Below are 18974 nucleotides of genomic sequence, written 5' to 3' on the forward strand. Positions count from 1 at the left end.
CACCCCCGAGGGTCGTGACGACTGACGTTCCTTCGACGCCGGGGCGGTCCGGGACGTTGGGCCGATCCGGTCCCGATGCGGTCACGGTCGGGACTCGGTGGGGCCACATGGCCCTGGTGGGAATGTCAGTGGCGTCTGAGAAGGTGGAGCCATGACCGCAGCACCAACGGACACCAGGCATGTCGTCGTCATCGGGGCCGGGATCGCCGGACTGGCCGCCGCGCACCGGGCGCTCGCCCGGGGAGCGAGAGTGACCGTGCTGGAGGCGTCCGGGCGGGTCGGCGGCAAGCTGCTGCCCGGCGAGATCGCGGGCGTCCGCGTCGACCTCGGCGCCGAGGCCATGCTGGCCCGCCGCCCCGAGGCCGTCGGCCTCGCGCGCGAGACCGGCCTCGCCGACCGCCTCCGGCCGCCCGCCACCACCGCGGCGGCGATCTGGACCCGCGGCGCCCTGCGCCCCATGCCCAAGGGCCATGTCATGGGCGTCCCCGGCACCGCCGCCGCGCTCAGCGGCGTCCTGTCCGACGAAGGCCTCGCGCGCGTGGAGCGCGACGCCGAGCTGCCCCGCACCGAGATCGGCGACGACGTCGCGGTGGGGGAGTACGTGGCGGCGCGGCTCGGCCGCGAGGTCGTCGACCGCCTCGTGGAGCCGCTGCTCGGCGGGGTCTACGCGGGCGACGCGTACCGCATCTCGATGCGCGCGGCCGTCCCCCAGCTGTTCGCCGCCGCCCGCACCCACGACTCGCTCACCGAGGCGGTCCGCGACCTCCAGGCGAAGGCGGCCGGGGCCGCCCCGCAGCCGGGGCCGGTGTTCATGGGCATCGAGGGCGGCGTCGGCAGCCTGCCGCTCGCGGTCGCCGAGTCCGTCCGGGCGCGCGGCGGCGAGATCCTCACCGACACCCCGGTGACCGGACTGCGCCGCGAGCCGGACGCGGGCTGGCGGGTCGTCGCCGGGGACCGGGTGCTGAGCGCGGACGCCGTGGTCGTCGCCGCCCCGGCCCGCGCCGCGGCCGACCTGCTGCGCGCCGAGGCCCCCGCCGCCGCGGCCGAGCTGACCGCCGTCGAGTACGCGTCGATGGCGCTGATCACCCTCGCCTACCGCCGCGCGGACGCCGACCGGCTCCCCGAGGGCAGCGGCTTCCTGGTTCCGCCGGTCGACGGGCACACCATCAAGGCGTCCACCTTCGCCTCCCGCAAATGGGGCTGGATCGCCGACGAGGACCCCGACGTGGTGGTGCTGCGCACCTCCGTCGGGCGGTACGGCGAGACGGAGATCCTCCAGCGCGACGACGCCGACCTGGTGGCCGTCTCCCGGGACGACCTGCGCGCGGCGACCGACCTGGACGCCACGCCCGTCGCCACCCGCGTCACCCGCTGGGACGACGGCCTGCCCCAGTACCCCGTCGGCCACCACGCGCGCGTGGCCCGCGTCCGCGAGCACGTCGGCAAGCTCCCGGGCCTCGCCGTGTGCGGTGCCGCGTACGACGGCGTCGGCATCCCGGCCTGCGTCGCGAGCGGCCTCGGCGCGGCCGACCGGGCCCTCGGGGAGCAGGCCACTGCCGGAGCCACCGCGACAGCCACCGCCCACCCGGTGCCGGGCGCACAGGGTGGAACAGGAGAATAGGAAGCATGAGCGACGAAGCCCCCACCACCGCCCCCGACCGGATCCCCAACAAGGGCAAGCTGGCCAAGGACCTCAACGAGGTCATCCGCTACACCCTGTGGTCCGTCTTCCAGCTGAAGGACGTGCTGCCCGAGGACCGCGCGGGCTACGCCGACGAGGTCCAGGAGCTGTTCGACCAGCTCGCCGCGAAGGACGTCACCGTCCGCGGCACCTACGACCTCTCCGGGCTGCGCGCTGACGCCGACCTCATGATCTGGTGGCACGCCGAGACCAGCGACCAGCTCCAGGAGGCGTACAACCTCTTCCGCCGCACCAAGCTGGGCCGCGCGCTGCAGCCCGTCTGGTCGAACATGGCGCTGCACCGCCCCGCCGAGTTCAACCGCTCGCACATCCCGGCGTTCCTCGCCGACGAGACGCCGCGCGAGTACGTCAGCGTGTACCCCTTCGTGCGGTCCTACGACTGGTACCTCCTGCCCGAGGAGGACCGCCGCCGGATGCTCGCCGACCACGGCAAGATGGCCCGCGGCTACCCCGACGTGCGCGCCAACACCGTCGCCTCCTTCTCCCTCGGTGACTACGAGTGGCTGCTGGCCTTCGAGGCCGACGAGCTGTACCGCATCGTCGACCTCATGCGCCATCTGCGCGGCTCGGAGGCGCGGATGCACGTGCGCGAGGAGGTCCCGTTCTTCACCGGCCGCCGCAAGTCGGTGGCGGAGCTGGTGGCCGGGCTGGCCTGAGGCCCTGTCAGGCGGCCGGGCGGGCGGCCGGTGTCCTCGCGGACTCCCGGTCGCCCGGGGCCGTCGGCTTCGGCAGCGGATGGCCCGCGCAGGACGCGTGCCGGGCCGGGAGGCGGCCCTCCAGCAGGTAGGCGTCCACATGGTTGTTGACGCAGGCGTTGGGGCCGTAGGCGATGCCGTGCGTGCCGGAGTCGCGCTCGGTGACCAGCGTCGAGCCGGACAGCCGCCGGTGCAGTTCGAGGGCGCCCCGGTAGGGGGTGGCCGCGTCCCGCTCGGCGGCCAGGATCAGCGCCGGGGGCAGTTCACCGGGCCCGGTGCGCACGTCCAGCGGGCGCTGCCGGGGCGCCTGCCAGTAGGCGCACGGCAGGTTCATCCACGCGTTGTCCCAGGTCTCGAACGGCGCCACCCGCGCGAGGCGGGTGTTGTCCCGGTCCCAGACCGCGAAGTCCGTCGGCCAGGGCGCGTCGTTGCACTCGACGGCCGTGTAGACCGCGCGGGAGTTCTCCGCCTCCGCCGCCGCCTCCTTCGGCGGCCCGGCGATGTCGATCAGTGGCTGCGGGTCGCCCTTGAGATACGCCGACAGGGCGTGCGCGCGCTGCGGCCAGTAGTCGTCGTAGTACCCGGCCGTCAGGAACGCGTTCTGCAACTGCCCCGGCCCGACCTCCCCGCCCGCCGGTTCGGTGGCGAGCCGCGCCCGCGCCTTCTCGTAGCTGCGCAGCACGTCCTCGGCGGTGTCGCCGAGCCCGTACACGCCGTGGTGCGCGGCGATCCACTCCCGCAGCTCCGCCCAGCGGCCCTCGAACGCGGCCGACTGGGCGAGGTTGTTGCCGTACCAGACCCCCGCCGGGTCCGGGTTCACCGCCGAGTCGAACACCATCCGCCGTACGTGCGTGGGGAACAGCGTCGCGTACAGCGCACCGAAGTAGGTGCCGTACGAGGCACCCATGAAGGTCAGCTTCCGCTCACCGAGGGCGGCGCGCAGGACGTCCAGGTCGCGGGCGTTGTTGAGGGAGTGGTAGTGCCGCAGCGCGCTGCCCGTCCGCTGCGCGCAGCCGCGCGCGTACGCCTTCGCCTGCGCCACGCGCTCGCGCTTGTACGACGCCGAGGGGTGGGTCGGCGCCTGCGTGGGGCCCTTGAAGAACCGCCCCGGGTCCTGGCAGGACAGCGGCGCCGACGTGCCGACGCCGCGCGGTTCGTAGCCGACGAGGTCGTAGGCGCCCGCGAGGCGCTTCCACTCGGGGAGCAGGCCGACCAGCGGGAAGTACAGGCCGGAGGCGCCGGGGCCGCCCGGGTTGTGCACGAGGGCGCCCTGCCGGGGCACCTTGCGCTTGGCGTTGCGCGGGTCCTGGCCGGTGGCCCGCACCCGGCTGACGGTGAGCCGGATCTGCTGGCCGTTGGGGCGCGCGTAGTCGAGCGGGACGCTGACCGTGCCGCAGCGCATGCTGCCCGGCATGTCCTGCGCCTGCGCGCACGTGCCGAAGTCGATGCCCGCGGCGCGGGCCCGCTCGGCGGCCACGGCGGTGCCGAGCGTCTCGGCCGACACCTCCGGCCGCTGCGGGCTGCCGTCCGCCGGGGCGGCGAGGAGCGTGGCCAGGAGCACGGCGGACCCCGTGGCCGAGTAGAGGGCGGCTGCTCTCATCGCGTATCCCTTCAGTGCACGGCGAGCGACAAAAGGGATGTTTCGTTCGGGTGTCGGTGAAGGCAAGCACCGAGCGCCGGTGTCGGCCCCAATGCTCCCCGTGCGCCCCCCACCGGGGTCGGCGCTCCGGTCAGTCGCGCGCGTACGGCCCGCGGTGCGCGAAGGCCGCCCGCAGGTCCGGCTCCCCGACGGCCCGGACGCCGCGCACGGCGACGGTGGCCAGGTAGGCGTGGTCGTCCCCGGCGCCGCGCGCGCTGCGGCGGGCCAGCGTGCCCAGCAGCCGCTGCCCGGCGGGGGAGGCCCAGCGCGAGTACGGGTGCACCTCGATGCGGGCGATGACCAGACAGCTCAGGGTGAGCGTGAGGGGCAGCGCGAACCACAGGGCGATCAGCGGGCGCGGGGTCTCGGCCGCCGTGGGCAGCAGCCCCACGGGCGCCAGCAGCGCCGTCACGCCCAGCGCGAACACGACCAGCGCGGCGAGCCGCACTTGGCGGATTCCGGCCGCCACCGTCGTACGCGTCCCGTCCGGCACGGCGAGGCCCGCGCGGATCAGCCGGTCGGCGAGGCCCCGCACCGGGTCGGCGGCGGCCGTCGCGGTCCGCACCGGCGCGATGGGGGACTGGCCGTCCGGCCCGATCGCCCCTATCACCGACCGCTCGATGTCGTCGCGCCCGCGCGGGTCGACGACCGTGGCCCAGCCGGTGTGCGCGAGCAGCAGCCGACGCTGCCGCGCCATCGACACCAGCGTCAGCTCGGCGACCCGCGCGGGACCACCGGAGAGGAAGGCCGCCTCGTAGAGCGTCAGTTCACGTCCCCCGCCCGGTGCCGCGTCCACCCCCGCCGCGCGCACGGCGGCCAGGCACAACCGCGTACACGCCACACCGGCGACGACCCAGGCGGGCAGCAGGAGAAGGACCCAGAACATGCCGTGTTTCTATGCCAAGGGTCTGGGATTGGCCACACCCTGTTCACCATCCGGGCACCAGCGTTGCCGGTATGTGACCTTCCGGCCCTCAGCCCCCTGACCGGCGGCCCAGCACCAGCCGTCGCCCCTGTCCCCGCAGTACCCGCCCCACCCACCGCTGCCCGCCGCGCGGCGCCGGTCCCGAGCGCCGCGCCCACCACTCCCGCAGCTCCCGCCGCGCCCGCGCCCCTTCCGGACGCCCGGCGTCCAGCAGGAACTCGGCGAAGGCCAGCGCGTCATGCCGGTAGCCGCCGGTCATGGGGTGGGCCTGGGCGTAGGCGAGGAAGGCGGGACGGTAGCCGTCCCCGAGGATGGCGGGCAGCTCCGGCGCCACCTTGGCCACCACGTCCGCCCGCTTGGCGGCCAGGGCCCGCGCCTGCACCCGCAACCGCACCCGGTCGAAGCCCTCGGGCACGGGCGTGCCCGCGACCAACGCGGACAGCAGGGCGGTCTGGGCGAGGGCGAGCCGTTGGCGGGGGCGCTCGGTGGGGTGGTCCGGGGCGGTGGCCTCCCGGACGGGAGCGGGGCACTCCGACGCCTGCGCGCGGCCCTTCGCCACCGCCTCCCCGATCGCCGTCAACTCCCGCTCCAGCTCGGCCGGTTCGGGAAAGTTCTCGTCCCGCTCCAGCAGCACACCGGGCGGCCGGACCCGGGAGGCCAGGTCGGCCAGGATGTCCAGGACCGGCTGCGGGACCGGGTGGGCGTGGCTGTCGTGCCAGACGCCGTCGCGGTGAAAGCCGCCCGCGACATGGACGTAGGCGATGGCCTCCAGCGGCAGTTCGGCCAGCGCCTCGGCCGGGTCCTCGCCGCGGTTGACGTGGTTGGTGTGGAGGTTCGCCACGTCGATCAGGAGCCGTACGCCGGTGCGGTCGGCGAGGTCGTAGAGGAACTGGCCCTCCGTCATCTCCTCGTCCGGCCAGGAGATCAGCGCGGCGATGTTCTCCACGGCGAGTGGCACGGGCAGCGCGTCCTGCGCGATGCGGACGTTCTCGCACAGCACGTCGAGGGCGTCCCGGGTGCGCGGCACCGGCAGCAGATGGCCCGCCTCCAGGCGCGGGGAGGCGGTCAGTGGGCCGCCCGCGCGGACGAACGCGATGTGCTCCGTGACCAGCGGCGAGCCCAGCGCCTCCGCCCGCTCGGCGAGCGCGGCCAGCCGCCCCGCGTCCGGCCGGTCCGCGCCGCCGAGCCCCAGGGAGACCCCGTGCGGGACCACCGTCACCCCGCGCTCCCGCAGCCGCGTCAACGGCTCCGGGAGATGCCCGGGGCAGACGTTCTCGGCGACGACCTCGACCCAGTCCACACCCGGCATGCGCGCCACGGCGTCCGCGATCTCCGGCCGCCATCCGATCCCCGTACCCAGCCGCTCCATGACTCGTCCCCCTCCGCCACGTCTTCCCTCCGGTATGGCCCACCGCGCACGCGTGCGAACCCGGCCCGGTCACCTTCAGAGGAACATTTGAGGTTGCGTCGGCCCCGGCACGCGTGTGACCAGCGAATTCAGGATTCCCTGCAGCTTCTCCCGGACTCCGCGGAGCAGCGTGGACGACGGCGAGGGACCGGGGTGTGGCGCTCGCCGGTCGATCCCATGACTCAGGGAGGAATCTCAGACTCAGGAAGCTCGAATCGCTGGGGACCGGACTGCGGAGCCTGTTCGTGCCGAGGATCGAGGCGTCCGCGGGCTGCGGCCCGGAGCGGATCGTGGAGTACTCCAACTGCTGGCAGTGCGACTACCGCCCCTGCCTGGCGGTCCGCCGCGACGGGTGCGGCTGCCTGAGCCGTCAGCGGCGCAGGGCCGGGTGGTCGGCCACCACCGTGCAGCTGCCGGGGGCGATCTCGGTGAAGCCCGCGTCGCGGACCACCGGCAGTCCACTGGTGGTCAGGGCGGTCCAGTCGGCCGGGTCGGCGGCGCGGACGGCGAGCGGGAAGCCCGCGTCGCGCCAGGCCGCGCGCTCCTCGTCGGACAGCTCCCACCAGGCGAGCTGGGCGCCGTGCCCGGCCTGCGCCATCGCCTTGCCCGCCGACATCTCCACCTCGGGGCTGAGCCACAGCACGGGGCCGCCACGGTCGGCCGGGGCCGGGGGCTCGGGGTCGTCGAGGTCGGTGCCGGAGACCTGGAGCCGGGCCAGGTCCTTGGGCCAGCCGTCCAGCGGCACCGGCGGGAAGACCCGCACCTCCGCCGACTTCCCGGTGACGGTGATCCCGGGCAGCGCCTCCGCGCGCCGCCACTCCGCGCCGCGCGCCCGCCGCACCACCTTCCGGATCCGGGCGTCCTGCCAGTCCCGCATGGCCTGGGCCCACTCGCCCTCGCCCCGCGACCGCTCGTCGTCCAGCATCACCAGCACCGCGCGGGCGGCCGTCTCCAGCGCGTCGGTACGCGCGGGCGGCGCGGCCCGCTCGATCCGCGCGACCAGCGGCAGCACGAACTGGGGCGCGAGATCGCGGTCGGTGGACTCATGGCGGAAGGGGCTGTCGCTCACGGGCGTCGTCGGATCATCCTGGCTCACGCACCCCAGTGTGCCAGGGGCCGCGTCACCCCGAGCAGGCCGTCCGCTGGGCCTCCTGCCACTCACACACGGGGCACAGCGTGATGCCCTTGTACGACTCCGGATACTCCGTCGGCTCCCGGCACAGCACGCACTCCGCGTACGGCGGACCGTCCGCCTTGGGCGGCCTGGTCACGTCGATCAGGCAGTAGTCGCCACCCTCGTCGTCGCTCACGCCTTCGGCCCTGCCTTCAGCCATACGGTCAGCCCTGCCTTCAGCCATGCCTTCAGCGTACGGCGCTCACCGCCGCCCGCCCGCCGCCCCGATCAGCTCGGACACCTTCACGAACCGGTACCCCCGTGCGCGCAGCTCCGGCACGATCCGGCGCAGGGCGCGCTCCGTCGTCGGGGCGGCGCTGCGCGTGCAGTGCAGCACGACGACGGAACCGGGCCGTACGCCGTCCAGCACCTGCCGGGCCACCGCGTCGGGGTCCGTCGCGAACGCGTCGCCGCCGACCACGTCCCACTGCACCGCGGTGACGCCGGTGGCGTTCAGGGCCCGCAGCGCCTGACGGTCGTAGCAGCCGCCGGGGAAGCGGAAGTAGGGCATCGCGTCGGGCACGCCCGCGGCGCGGAAGGCGGCGTACGCCCGCTCCACGTCCGCCCGCATCCGGTCCGCGGCGAGGGTGGGCAGGCCGTGGCAGTCGGCGGTGAAGCCGTGGTGGCTGTAGGAGTGGTTCGCGACCTCGAAGAGCGGGTCGCGTCCGATGGCGCGGGCCTGGACCGGGTACTCCTCGGCCCACCGTCCGGTCATGAACACGGTGGCCGGAACCCGCAGCGCCCGCAGCGCCGCGATCAGCTCCGGGTGGTCGAACCGCTCGCCCGCCGCCGCCCGCGGCCCCTGGTCCGCCGTCATGTCGGCGTCGAAGGTGAGGGCCACGGTCCTGCCGAGGGTGCGCGGGCCGTTCTCGAACACCCGGGTCAGCCCGGCGGGCCCCGGCGCCAGCGTCGGCGGCCGGGACACCGCGGCCGAGGGGGTGGCGGGTGCCGAGGGGGCCGGTGGGGCGGACCGGGGTGCCTCCTGGGTGCCGCAGGCGGCGAGGGCGGCGCCCAGGAGGGCGATGGTGATGACGTTCCGTGCGCGACTGATCACCGTAGGAAAGTACGATGATCAGTGTTCCGGTGGGTGTCGACGCGGCGGGTGGGTCACCTGCCTGGCCGCGCCCGCGAAGGGCCGGTCACCTGCTCGAACGTGCCCCCCAAGGCCCGGTCACCGCGAAGGTCGTGCCCGGGTCGTAGCAGTTGACGTACATCGTCGAGCCGTCGGGGGAGAAGGCGACGCCCGCGAACTCGCCCCACTCGGGCTCCTCGGGGGTGCCCACGTTCTGGCGGTTGCGGGCCAGGGCGTAGACCTCGCCGCGCCGCGTGACGCCGTAGACGTGCTGGGCGCCGCCGCCGTCCTCGCAGACCATCAGGCCGCCGCTGGGGGCGAGGCAGATGTTGTCGGGGGACTCGCCGGGCAACTGGACGTCGGTGTCCGGGCCGAAGACGACCACCAGGGTGAGGTGGCGGCCCGCCGGGTCGTAGCGCCAGATCTGGCCGTAGTGGTCGGCGGCCGAACCCTCGGCGCTGCGCGCGTACGACGACACGAAGTACACGCTGCGCCCGCCCCAGTAGCAGCCCTCCAGCTTCTGCGCGTGGGTGATGCCGCGCGGGCCGAAGTCCTGGAGACGGATCGGGGTTGCGGCGGCCAGCGGGTCCGGTACGTCCACCCACTCCACGCCGTCGAAGCGGGCGCCGGGCTCCCGGACGGACGACAGGTCGGGCAGGCCCGGCACCCGCATCGCCTGGAGACGGCCGCCCGCGCGCAGCGAGCCGGTGCCGCCGAGCGGGCGGTCGGGCAGGAAGCGGTAGAAGAGGCCGAAGGGGCGCTGGAAGGCGTCCTCGGTCTCGTAGACGACACCGGTGCGTGGGTCGACCGCGATCGCCTCGTGCTGGAAGCGGCCCATCGCGGTCAGCGGGACGGCACCGGTGCGGCGCGGGTCGACCGGGTCCACCTCGAAGATGAAGCCGTGGTCCTTCGCATAGCCGTTGGTGCCCGCCCTGTCCTCGGTCTCCTCGCAGGTCAGCCAGGTGCCCCAAGGGGTGGGCCCGCCCGCGCAGTTGACGGCCGTACCGGCGATGGCGACCCGCTCGGAGCGCACGGCGCCGCCCGCGTCCAGCGTCAGCGCCGTGCAGCCGCCCGCGCCCGCCGGGTCGTAGGTGAGGCCCTCGACGGTGGGTACGGGTATCGCGGCGGTGGGGCGGTTCTCGTGGTTGCGGACGAGGTGGATCCGGCCGTGACGGCCACCGAAGGCGGCCATGCCGTCGTGGTTCGAGGGGACCCGGCCCTCGCCGGAGCGGAGCGGCTCGCCCGCACGGGAGAGCACCCGGTAGCGGAAGCCCTTCGGCAGGTCGAGCAGCCCGTTGGGGTCGGGGACGAGGGGTCCGTACCCCTGGTGGCCGAGTCCCTGGGCGGCGGCCGTACCGGCGAAGAGTTCGGTCAGGGACCCGGCGAAGGCGATGCCCACTCCCGCGGCACCGAGCATCTGACGGCGTGTCACGGACGTGGGTGTGCGTGTCTCGGACATGGCGGACCTTCCTGCTGGCGGACAGGACTGTGTCGCCGCCGTGTCTACCACCTGCCGTGGACCACGGGAACCACGCGCGTAGCGCGGGTCACTCCTGACGCGGGGTCAACTGCCCTGGCCGCGGCTGCTCCTGCGCCTTCTCCAGGAAGCGCAGCAGCTCCACCGGGAAGGGCAGCACCAGCGTGGAGTTCTTCTCGGCGGCGACCGCCACCACCGTCTGGAGCAGGCGCAGCTGGAGCGCGGCCGGGGTGTCGGACATCTGCTGCGCGGCCTCGGCGAGCTTCCTCGACGCCTGAAGCTCCGCGTCGGCGTTGATGATCCGGGCCCGCCGCTCCCGGTCGGCCTCCGCCTGCCGGGCCATGGACCGCTTCATCGTGTCCGGCAGCGACACGTCCTTGATCTCCACCCGGTCGATCTGCACGCCCCAGCCGACCGCCGGGGAGTCGATCATCAGCTCCAGGCCCTGGTTGAGCTTCTCGCGGTTGGACAGCAGATCGTCGAGGTCGCTCTTGCCGATGATCGACCGCAGGGACGTCTGCGCCATCTGGGAGACCGCGAAGCGGTAGTCCTCGACGTTGATGATCGCCGCCGCCGCGTCCACCACCCTGAAGTACACGACCGCGTCGACCTTCACCGTGACGTTGTCGCGCGTGATGCCCTCCTGGGCGGGCACGGGCATCGTCACGATCTGCAGGTTGACCTTGTGGATCCGGTCCACCACCGGGACGATCAGCGTGAAACCGGGCGGGCGTACGGTGCCCCGCAGCCTGCCGAGACGGAGCACCACTCCGCGTTCGTACTGCTTGACGACCCGGGCCGCCGCGGCGAGGTACACCGCGCCCGCGGCACCGGCCGCCACGGCCACCGTCAGCAGTTCCTCCAGCATGACGGCCTCCTTGCTCAGAGGTCCGTAGCGTCCGCCCTGCCGCTCCCGCTACTTCTGTCACGATATGCCCGGTGCCGGGCCGGGGGCCATGGCCAGGCCGTCACCGGGACCGCACGAGCCGTCCCGCGTCCCGGGCGAGGGCGGTGAGGCGGGAGATCGCGCGGAAGTACTTCTTGCGGTAGCCGCCCTTCAGCATCTCCTCGCTGAACAGGCGGTCGAAGGGCAGTCCGGAGGCCAGCACGGGGACCTCGCGGTCGTAGAGCCGGTCGGCGAGGACCACCAGGCGCAGCGCGGTCGACTGGTCCGGCACCGGGCGGACGTCGGTGAGGCAGACCGCCTTCAGCCCGTCGGTGAGGGCGCCGTACCGGCTGGGGTGGACCTTGGCGAGGTGGTCGAGGAGGGCCGGGAAGGCGTCGAGGGAGGCGCCCTCGGTGGCGTACGCCGCCCGGGTCACCTGCTCGTCGGAGAACGGCGGCGGGGCCTCGGGCAGGCCGCGGTGGCGGTAGTCCTCGCCGTCGATGCGCAGGGCGCGGAAGTGCGCGGACAGGCCCTGGATCTCGCGCAGGAAGTCGGCGGCGGCGAACCGGCCCTCGCCGAGCTTGCCGGGCAGGGTGTTGGAGGTGGCGGCGAGCGCGACGCCCGCGTCCACCAGCTTGCCGAGCAGGGTGGAGACCAGGACCGTGTCGCCGGGGTCGTCCAGTTCGAACTCGTCGATGCACAGCAGGCGGTGCCCGGAGAGGGTGCGGACGGTCTGCTGGAAGCCGAGGGCGCCGACCAGGTTGGTCAGCTCCACGAAGGTGCCGAACGCCTTGAGCGCGGGTTCGGCCGGGGTGGCGTGCCAGAGGGAGGCCAGCAGGTGGGTCTTGCCGACGCCGTAGCCGCCGTCGAGGTAGACGCCGCGGGGGCCGGTGGCGGGGCTGGCCTTCGCCTTGCCGAGGCCCTTGCCGGGGCCTTTGCCGGGGCCTTTGCCGAGGCTCTTGCCGAGGCCTTTGCCGAGGCCTTTACCGAGCCCGAAGAAGCCGCGCTTGCCGGTCGTCGCCGTGCCGCCGAGCCCGGCGGCGAAGCCCTCCAGGACCCGTACCGCCTCGCTCTGGCTGGGCTGGTTCGGGTCCGGTATGTACGTGCTGAACCGGACCGAGTCGAACCGAGGCGGCGGCACCATCTCGCCGACCAGCCGCTCCGCGGGCACGTGCGGCTCGCGGGCGCACAGGGACAGCGGGGCGGTGGCGGCGTCGGCGGCGCTCTTGCCGAGGCCGGGCGCGGTGGAGCCGGGAGTGGAAGACGACACGGTTCACCATGCTAAGCGGCGTGGAACACTGCACGTCATGCGACGCCTGTTCCCTGTGACCGACCAGACACCGACCCGGGGCTCCGAGGACCGTGACCGGGGCTCCGACGACCGTGGGCGTGGACTCGACGGCCGCGAGCTTGGCTCCGACGGCCGTGAGCGTGGTTCGGGCGGCCATGAGCGCGGCTCCGACGGCCGTGAGCGTGGTTCGGGCGGTCACGAGCGCGGCTCCGACGACCGTGAGTGGAGCCTCGCCGAGCTGGCCGCCGCCTACGCCTACCCGGCGGCCGAGCCCGGCCCGGGTGGGCCGCGGGTCTGGCTGCGGGCCAACATGGTGTCCACGCTGGACGGGGCCGCGCAGCACGACGGCCGTTCGCAGCCCATCTCCAACGCCACCGACATGCGGATCTTCGGCACCCTGCGGGCGCTGGCGGACGTGGTGCTCGTCGGTGCCGAAACGGTACGCCGGGAGGGTTACCGCCCCGCACGCGCGCGTGCGGAGTTCGCGGCGCTGCGGAAGGCGGCGGGGCAGGGCCCGGCCCCGGCGATCGCGGTGGTCAGCGCCAGCCTGGAGCTGGACTGGTCGCTGCCGCTGTTCACCTCGCCCCTGGTGCCCACGCTGGTCCTCACCGGCGCCGCGGCGGCCCCGGACCGGATCGCCGCCGCCGAGAAGGCCGGGGCGCGTGTGGTGATCGCCGGTGACGGGATGGGCGTGGACCCCGCGCGGGCGGTGCGCGCCCTCGCCGAGCTGGGGCACACCCGGCTGCTGACCGAGGGCGGTCCGCGGCTGCTCGGGCAGCTGGTGGCGGCCGAGGTGCTGGACGAGCTGTGTCTCACCGTCTCGCCGACGCTCACCGCGGGTGACGCCCAGCGGATCGCCGGGGGGCCGTCGGTGGCGGTGCCGCATCGATTCGACCTGGCGTCACTCCTGGAGGAGGACGGGTACTTGTTCAGCCGCTACCGCCGCGCCTGAGGGTCGGCGGTGCCGCGAATAGGCGGAATATGTCATTCCGTTTAGCTTCCGGTGGGCACACTAGGGAGCGCGGTCCCCGTGCGAACACGGGGCAGGATGGTTTCCGCAGGGCCGGACAACGGCCCACGGAGGACATGAGGGCCCGCGGGCCCTCGAAGGAGAAGGGGCGCCCGGTGTTCACAAGCGTTTTGATGATCGAGAAGGCCCTGACGTCCGCCGACGTGGAATTCGTCACCAGCTTGCACGGGGACGAACCGGTCGCCTTCCACGTACTGCTCCAGCCACGCGGCGAGCAGGCCGACCGGCTGCTGCGGGCCATCGACGACGTGGCGCTCGGCGAACTCGACGAGGCCGTGCGCGAGGGGGAGACGCCCGAGGGCGAGGCGGCGAAGGGCGTCGGACAGCAGGCCCTGGAGGTGTCCCTCACCGCCCTGCGCGCGTCCGGGAGCACGGCCGAGGGGCGGCTGGTCGAGGACCACCCGCTGGACGCGCTGAAGACCCTGGTCGAGGAGGTCGGCGCGGACGAGGTGATCGTCCTGACCGACCCGCACTACGTGGAGGAGTTCTTCCACCGCGACTGGGCCTCGCGGGCCCGGCACAAGGTGGGCGTGCCGGTGCTGAAACTGTTCTCCCACAGCAAGGCGTAGGGGTTCATCGGCAGCCCCCGGTCCAGCGCATAGGCTGGGGGTCGTCTTTTCGCGCGCCGTCACGGAGCTTTCGCGCGTCGTCGTCACGGATCTTGGGAGAAACACACATGGCACCCGGCCTTCCTACCGCCATGGAACGCCCGCACTTCATCGGCATCGGTGGCGCCGGGATGTCCGGGATCGCCAAGATCCTCGCCCAGCGGGGGGCGGCCGTGGCGGGCAGTGACGCCAAGGAGTCCGAGACCGCCGAGGCGCTGCGCGCGCTGGGTGCGACCGTGCACATCGGGCACGCGGCGGCGCACCTCGCCGACGACGCCAGCTGTGTCGTCGTCTCCTCGGCGATCCGCGCGGACAACCCCGAGCTGGCCCGCGCGGCCGAGCTGGGCGTCCCGGTGGTGCACCGCTCCGACGCGCTGGCCGCGCTGATGGCGGGCCTGCGCCCGATCGCGGTCGCGGGCACCCACGGCAAGACCACCACCACCTCCATGCTGGCCGTGTCGCTGGCCGAGCTGGGCCTGGAGCCGTCCTACGCGATCGGCGGCGACCTCGACGCGCCCGGCTCCAACGCCCTGCACGGCCAGGGCGAGATCTTCGTGGCGGAGGCGGATGAAAGCGACCGCAGCTTCCACAAGTACGCCCCCGAGGTCGCCATCGTCCTCAACGTCGAACTCGACCACCACGCCAACTACGCCTCGATGGACGAGATCTACGAGTCCTTCGAGACCTTCGCGGGCCGGATCGTCCCCGGCGGCACGCTGGTGATCTCCGCGGACCACGAGGGCGCGCGCGAGCTGACCCGGCGGCTGGCCGGATCGGTGCGGACGGTGACGTACGGAGAGGCGGACGACGCCGACGTACGCGTCCTGTCCGTCGTACCGCAGGGCCTGACCAGCGAGGTCACCGTCGTGCTGGACGGCACGGAGCTGACCTTCCGGGTGTCCGTCCCCGGCCGCCACTACGCGCACAACGCGGTCGCCGCGCTGGCCGCGGGCGTGGCCCTGGGCGTCCCGGCCGCCGAGCTGGCCCCGGCGCTGGCCGCGTACACCGGCGTGAAGCGGCGGCTCCAGCTCAAGGGCGAGGCCGCCGGGGTGCAGGTGATCGACTCCTACGCCCACCACCCGACCGAGATGACCGCGGACCTGGAGGCGATGCGGGCCGCCGCCGGGGACGCCCGCATCCTGGTGGTCTTCCAGCCCCACCTCTTCTCCCGCACCCAGGAACTGGGCAAGGAGATGGGCCAGTCCCTGGCCCTCGCGGACGCCTCCGTCGTCCTGGACATCTATCCCGCGCGCGAGGACCCGATCCCCGGCGTCACCAGCGAACTGATCATCGAGGCGGCCCGCGCGGCGGGCGCCGACGTCACCCCGGTGCACGACAAGGCCGACGTGCCCGACATGGTGGCGGGAATGGCCGGGGCCGGTGATCTGGTTCTGACGATGGGCGCGGGCGACGTCACCGACCTCGGACCGCGCATCCTGGACCGGTTGTCGAAGTGAAGGGCTGAGGCTTATGTCGTACGACGTCGAGAAGCCGGACGAGCAGTGGCGCACGGAGCTGAGCCCAGCCGAGTACGCCGTACTGCGGCAGGCCGGTACGGAGCCCGCCTTCACCGGTGAGTACACGGACACCAAGACCGAGGGCGTCTACTCCTGCCGGGCCTGCGGGGCCGAACTGTTCACCTCCACCACCAAGTTCGAGTCGCACTGCGGCTGGCCGAGCTTCTACGATGCACGCAACTCGGATGCGGTGGAACTGGTGCCCGATCGTTCACACGGGATGGTGCGGACCGAGGTGCGGTGTGCTCGATGCGGGTCGCATCTGGGTCACGTGTTCGAGGGGGAGGGCTACCCGAATCCGACGGATCAGCGGTACTGCATCAACAGCATCTCGCTGCGGCTGGTGCCGGACGAGGACTGAACCGGGCGTACAGCCCGACCCGTCTGCCGCTACCTGCGGCTTTGCCTTGGAAAGGGCCTGCGAGCCGCCTCGGAGGCCCTTTCTGATCTTCCGAGGGCCTGCCGCGTTGAGCGATGGAAAGACCCTCAGAAGAATCTGAAGGCGGCCTTGGAAGAACGCGCGCCGGGTCCCGGTGGAGGAGTCTTTCAGACTGCGAAGGGACTGGCCGGGCTCGTTGAGCACCAGGTCCGTCGCTACCCGTCTTGGAGCCGCTGGGTCACCCTTGCCCTGCTTGCTCACGCCTTCCTCGCCGTCGTGCGCGCCGACGAATGCACCCGGTGCGCCGTACCGGAGGAACTGGCCCGGCTGACCTGTCGGCATCCAGCGACTGTTCCTCGCCGTCACCGTCCGGCCGGCGAACAGTCTGGCCCACCGGTTCGGCTGGTCCGACTGGCGACGCCGACACCAGGCACGGTCACGGGCAGCCGCTACCGCCGACGAGCTGCGGCCCAGACATGAAGAATGGGGTGCGGGCAGGGGAGGAAACGATGCATTCGAAAATGGTTGGGTTAGAGGTCGAGATTGCGAGTCTCGACGGTCCGGTCGCCCCGTTGATCTACCAGTCACCTGCGGGCGGGACGGAGTTGGTGGCCTCTGACTCTCGTGGGCGGCTGACACGGTGGGATGCCGAGTCCGGCCGCCCGATGGGCGTCTTCCAGGTGCCCGAGAGCGCCTCCAACGGCACGTTCGAATTGACCGCGCTCGTGCTGCCGGACGGGCAGGTGCGTATCGCTGCCGGGGACGAGTGGGGGCTCTGCCTGTGGGACGGTGCGAGCGGACGGCTTCTGGCGGACGCGGTCGGGGACGACCGGATCTTCCATGTCGCTGGAGGACTGACGGGCGGTGGTCGGGCCCTTCTGGTCGGCACAGGGGTCAATGGGCTGCACATGTGGGACCCAGTGACTGGCGCGTCCCTGGCCCCTCCGCTGGAACACGTGGGAGACGTCGTCGCCGTGACCCTGGCGGAGTTGCGCGACGGGACCTCATTGATCGTGACGGGTGGCTACGGAGGAGTACGGCGCTGGCATGGCGACCTCTGCGAGTCGTCGTTCGGCGCGGAGATCGAGGCTTTTCACATCGACATGTTGATCACGGCGTACAGCGAGGACGGGCGACCACTGATTGTCGGTGTCGTGGAGGAGGGCGAGGTCGTCCGGCATTGGGACGCGAGGACGGGGGAGGAGGCGGGGCCGCCGATTCCGACTGAGGGGGAGTTCGTGAGGATCGCGACAGCGACCGTGGGGGGTCGGATGCGCCTGTTCACAGCAGACCAGGACGTGGTGAGCCAATGGGATCTACTGTCCGGCGAATCGTTCAAGCATACGTTCGTCGGATCGTATGTCTCCGCAGTGTCTCTGCGGGACGGAAGCGCTCTCCTTGCCACCGGGACGAAGGGAGGGAAGCTGACCATCCACCACCTGGCCTGAGCGTCAAGGGACCCACAAGGCCGGGTGGCAGGTCGACGCCGTCGGAATCCACTTTGCCCCGTACGACTGGCAACACCGCCACCAGGCACGATCACGGACCAGCCACTACTGCTGGCACGGCCTCAGCCGGACATGAAAGATTACGATCTACATCGCCACCACGGACACCTCGCCGAGGAATCCGGCGACGAAAGCAGTAAGCGGTGCCTAATTTCTGCAGGCTCGGTCCATTGAGCCGAGGGGGTGCTTCAGGGATGCGTAACGTTCGATGGCCTGTTCTGCTCCTCGGCCGACGCGTTGTGGCGCTGGCTGCCCCCACCACGAGAGTGGCGGTCTCGGAGCCCTGGCTGTGGTGCCTCCTGCGGGGCGAGCCTGGCCTCAGCCGCCCCTATGAATGACATTCGTCGATTCGGAGAACTGCGCACTGGAGAAGCACTGCGGCTGCCGAGTTTCTACGATGCACGCAACTCGGATGCGGTGGAACTGGTGCCCGATCGTTCACACGGGATGGTGCGGACCGAGGTGCGGTGTGCTCGATGCGGGTCGCATCTGGGTCACGTGTTCGAGGGGGAGGGCTACCCGACTCCGACGGATCAGCGGTACTGGATCAACTCGATCTCCCTGCGGCTGAATCCGGCTGGGGACTGAGCCCGGGAGGGGCACCCATGTGGGGGCGTGTCCTGCGGCAGGCGGGCGTGGTGGATCCGTCGCTGCGGCGTGACTACGCGCTTCAGCGGTGGGTGGTGGCCCGCTTCGCGCGGGCCGAGTACCTGGCGGTTCGGCTGCTGCTGCCGATGGCTCTCCAGCCCGACGTCGTCGCGGCCGTCGCGTTCATGCACGAGACGGACGACCGCGTCGACCAGGGCGGGGCGGCCGACCGCTCGGCCGCCCCGGCCAAGTGGGCCGTACTCGTGGAGAAGGCCCGCACCACCGGGACCTCCGACCTCCCGGTGCTGCGCGCCCTGGCGCACACCGCCGAACGGCACCCGGACACGTGGGCCCGTGTCGGGGACTTCCTGAACGGGGCCGCGCTGGAGGTCGCCTGGGAGGAGTTCGCCACCGAGGCGGACTTCGACCGGTACGTCACCGGCTACTCGCTGCCCGCCCTCATGCTCACGGCGGGCCTGCTGGCTCCTACGGGGCCTCCCGGGTCGGACGAGTTCATCAGCTACTGCGAGCGGCTCATCTCGGCGATGCAGCGCCTGGACTTCCTGGAGGACCTCGCCTCGGACCTGCGCACCGGACGCCTCGGCATCCCCCCGGAGGCCCTCGAAGCCTGCGGCATCAGCCGGGCGGACCTGCGGCCGGGCAGACCGCGGAGCCCGGCGGTCGACCGTCTGATCCGGACCCAGGCCGACGCCGCCGCGGCCGCGCTGGCGTCGGCGAGGCCGCTGGAGCACACGGTGAGCCCTGCCAGCGAGCCCTTTGTCCGCGCGTTGATCGGCGTACAGCAGTACCGTCTTGAGGCCGTACGGGCGGCTGGGGCCGGGCTCACCGAACGGTCGTCACGTCCTTCGGCGGTAGGCAGTCTCGGCTTGCTGTGAGGGGAAGCCTTCGCACGGTGGCGACATCGCCACCGAGGCTGAGGGAGCCCTCGGAGGCGAAGTCATCATCCTCGCGTGCTACTGGAACCCGAAGTACTGCTGATTCCAGCATCAACCACATTGGTCTTCGAGGTATGGGGCTCTGCCGCCGTGCCACTTCGAAGGGGGAGGTTGCTGGG

General features: G+C 72.7%; 17 protein-coding genes and 2 pseudogenes. 10 read left to right on the plus strand and 9 right to left on the minus strand.

The features are described 5' to 3' along the window. Positions 1 to 151 precede the first annotated feature (151 nt). Entirely contained in the window at positions 152 to 1621 is a 1470-nt protein-coding gene (hemG, locus tag ACFVQG_RS35965) for a protoporphyrinogen oxidase (RefSeq protein ID WP_383392031.1), read from the plus strand. 5 nt (positions 1622 to 1626) lie between these two features. Then, positions 1627 to 2358, plus strand: a complete 732-nt coding sequence (hemQ, locus tag ACFVQG_RS35970; RefSeq protein ID WP_383392034.1) for a hydrogen peroxide-dependent heme synthase — start codon at positions 1627 to 1629, stop codon at positions 2356 to 2358. A 7-nt stretch (positions 2359 to 2365) separates the two neighbouring features. On the opposite strand, the gene ACFVQG_RS35975 is transcribed toward hemQ, so the two are convergent. The 9 genes from ACFVQG_RS35975 to zapE form a co-directional block, all read right to left on the minus strand. Next, positions 2366 to 3997, minus strand: coding sequence for an alpha/beta hydrolase (locus ACFVQG_RS35975; RefSeq protein WP_383392036.1), 1632 nt, complete (start codon positions 3995 to 3997; stop codon positions 2366 to 2368). Between the two features lie 130 nt (positions 3998 to 4127). Next, positions 4128 to 4922 carry a TIGR04222 domain-containing membrane protein gene (locus ACFVQG_RS35980; protein WP_383392039.1) on the minus strand — a complete coding sequence of 265 codons (795 nt, stop codon included), beginning with the start codon at positions 4920 to 4922 and terminating at the stop codon, positions 4128 to 4130. 88 nt (positions 4923 to 5010) lie between these two features. After that, positions 5011 to 6330 carry a DUF692 domain-containing protein gene (locus ACFVQG_RS35985; protein ID WP_383392042.1) on the minus strand — a complete coding sequence of 440 codons (1320 nt, stop codon included), beginning with the start codon at positions 6328 to 6330 and terminating at the stop codon, positions 5011 to 5013. Between the two features lie 409 nt (positions 6331 to 6739). After that, entirely contained in the window at positions 6740 to 7465 is a 726-nt protein-coding gene (locus tag ACFVQG_RS35990) for an aminoacyl-tRNA hydrolase (RefSeq protein ID WP_383392045.1), read from the minus strand. Positions 7466 to 7490: 25 nt separating this feature from the next. After that, positions 7491 to 7703: a hypothetical protein gene (locus ACFVQG_RS35995; RefSeq protein WP_383392050.1), complete on the minus strand. Its 213-nt coding sequence runs from the start codon at positions 7701 to 7703 to the stop codon at positions 7491 to 7493. Between the two features lie 42 nt (positions 7704 to 7745). Next, positions 7746 to 8597 carry a polysaccharide deacetylase family protein gene (locus ACFVQG_RS36000; RefSeq protein WP_383392055.1) on the minus strand — a complete coding sequence of 284 codons (852 nt, stop codon included), beginning with the start codon at positions 8595 to 8597 and terminating at the stop codon, positions 7746 to 7748. An 85-nt stretch (positions 8598 to 8682) separates the two neighbouring features. Continuing rightward, the gene (locus ACFVQG_RS36005; RefSeq protein WP_383392058.1) at positions 8683 to 10074 is read right to left on the minus strand and encodes an alkaline phosphatase PhoX; all 1392 of its coding nucleotides are present in this window, start codon (positions 10072 to 10074) and stop codon (positions 8683 to 8685) included. Positions 10075 to 10162: 88 nt separating this feature from the next. Continuing rightward, complete coding sequence (locus ACFVQG_RS36010) at positions 10163 to 10960, minus strand: slipin family protein (RefSeq protein ID WP_383392061.1); 798 nt, start codon at positions 10958 to 10960, stop codon at positions 10163 to 10165. A gap of 100 nt (positions 10961 to 11060) precedes the next feature. Continuing rightward, positions 11061 to 12248 carry a cell division protein ZapE gene (gene zapE / locus ACFVQG_RS36015; protein WP_383392063.1) on the minus strand — a complete coding sequence of 396 codons (1188 nt, stop codon included), beginning with the start codon at positions 12246 to 12248 and terminating at the stop codon, positions 11061 to 11063. A 37-nt stretch (positions 12249 to 12285) separates the two neighbouring features. On the opposite strand from zapE, the gene ACFVQG_RS36020 reads away from it, so the two are divergent. From ACFVQG_RS36020 to ACFVQG_RS36055, 8 genes and pseudogenes are all read left to right on the plus strand, one after another. After that, positions 12286 to 13221 (plus strand): pyrimidine reductase family protein, encoded by a 936-nt coding sequence (locus ACFVQG_RS36020; protein ID WP_383392066.1) that lies wholly within the window; start codon positions 12286 to 12288, stop codon positions 13219 to 13221. Between the two features lie 173 nt (positions 13222 to 13394). After that, on the plus strand, positions 13395 to 13868 hold the full coding sequence (locus ACFVQG_RS36025; protein WP_383392069.1) for an indole-3-glycerol phosphate synthase: 474 nt from the start codon (positions 13395 to 13397) through the stop codon (positions 13866 to 13868). Between the two features lie 107 nt (positions 13869 to 13975). Then, positions 13976 to 15364, plus strand: coding sequence for a UDP-N-acetylmuramate--L-alanine ligase (gene murC / locus ACFVQG_RS36030; RefSeq protein ID WP_383392073.1), 1389 nt, complete (start codon positions 13976 to 13978; stop codon positions 15362 to 15364). Between the two features lie 13 nt (positions 15365 to 15377). Further along, positions 15378 to 15785, plus strand: coding sequence for a peptide-methionine (R)-S-oxide reductase MsrB (msrB, locus tag ACFVQG_RS36035; protein WP_383392078.1), 408 nt, complete (start codon positions 15378 to 15380; stop codon positions 15783 to 15785). 161 nt (positions 15786 to 15946) lie between these two features. After that, positions 15947 to 16283, plus strand: a pseudogene (locus ACFVQG_RS36040) (IS701 family transposase); the annotation flags it as partial. 29 nt (positions 16284 to 16312) lie between these two features. Further along, complete coding sequence (locus ACFVQG_RS36045; protein WP_383392080.1) at positions 16313 to 17251, plus strand: WD40 repeat domain-containing protein; 939 nt, start codon at positions 16313 to 16315, stop codon at positions 17249 to 17251. A 427-nt stretch (positions 17252 to 17678) separates the two neighbouring features. Then, positions 17679 to 17899 (plus strand): annotated as a pseudogene (locus tag ACFVQG_RS36050) (peptide-methionine (R)-S-oxide reductase); the annotation flags it as partial. Positions 17900 to 17916: 17 nt separating this feature from the next. Further along, the gene (locus tag ACFVQG_RS36055; RefSeq protein WP_383392085.1) at positions 17917 to 18795 is read left to right on the plus strand and encodes a squalene/phytoene synthase family protein; all 879 of its coding nucleotides are present in this window, start codon (positions 17917 to 17919) and stop codon (positions 18793 to 18795) included. The last annotated feature ends 179 nt before the right edge of the window (positions 18796 to 18974 follow it).

The sequence above is a fragment of the Streptomyces sp. NPDC057877 genome (genome assembly GCF_042796855.1).
GTDB lineage: Bacteria > Actinomycetota > Actinomycetes > Streptomycetales > Streptomycetaceae > Streptomyces.

Bases quoted from the DNA above. Each gene is read 5' to 3' on its own strand.
- hemG (WP_383392031.1), top strand. From the start codon at position 152: ATGACCGCAGCACCAACGGACACCAGGCATGTCGTCGTCATCGGGGCC.
- hemQ (WP_383392034.1), top strand. From the start codon at position 1,627: ATGAGCGACGAAGCCCCCACCACCGCCCCCGACCGGATCCCCAACAAG.
- ACFVQG_RS35975 (WP_383392036.1), bottom strand. From the start codon at position 3,997: ATGAGAGCAGCCGCCCTCTACTCGGCCACGGGGTCCGCCGTGCTCCTG.
- ACFVQG_RS35980 (WP_383392039.1), bottom strand. From the start codon at position 4,922: ATGTTCTGGGTCCTTCTCCTGCTGCCCGCCTGGGTCGTCGCCGGTGTG.
- ACFVQG_RS35985 (WP_383392042.1), bottom strand. From the start codon at position 6,330: ATGGAGCGGCTGGGTACGGGGATCGGATGGCGGCCGGAGATCGCGGAC.
- ACFVQG_RS35995 (WP_383392050.1), bottom strand. From the start codon at position 7,703: ATGGCTGAAGGCAGGGCCGAAGGCGTGAGCGACGACGAGGGTGGCGAC.
- ACFVQG_RS36005 (WP_383392058.1), bottom strand. From the start codon at position 10,074: ATGTCCGAGACACGCACACCCACGTCCGTGACACGCCGTCAGATGCTC.
- ACFVQG_RS36010 (WP_383392061.1), bottom strand. From the start codon at position 10,960: ATGCTGGAGGAACTGCTGACGGTGGCCGTGGCGGCCGGTGCCGCGGGC.
- ACFVQG_RS36020 (WP_383392066.1), top strand. From the start codon at position 12,286: ATGCGACGCCTGTTCCCTGTGACCGACCAGACACCGACCCGGGGCTCC.
- murC (WP_383392073.1), top strand. From the start codon at position 13,976: ATGGCACCCGGCCTTCCTACCGCCATGGAACGCCCGCACTTCATCGGC.
- msrB (WP_383392078.1), top strand. From the start codon at position 15,378: ATGTCGTACGACGTCGAGAAGCCGGACGAGCAGTGGCGCACGGAGCTG.
- ACFVQG_RS36045 (WP_383392080.1), top strand. From the start codon at position 16,313: ATGCATTCGAAAATGGTTGGGTTAGAGGTCGAGATTGCGAGTCTCGAC.
- ACFVQG_RS36055 (WP_383392085.1), top strand. From the start codon at position 17,917: ATGTGGGGGCGTGTCCTGCGGCAGGCGGGCGTGGTGGATCCGTCGCTG.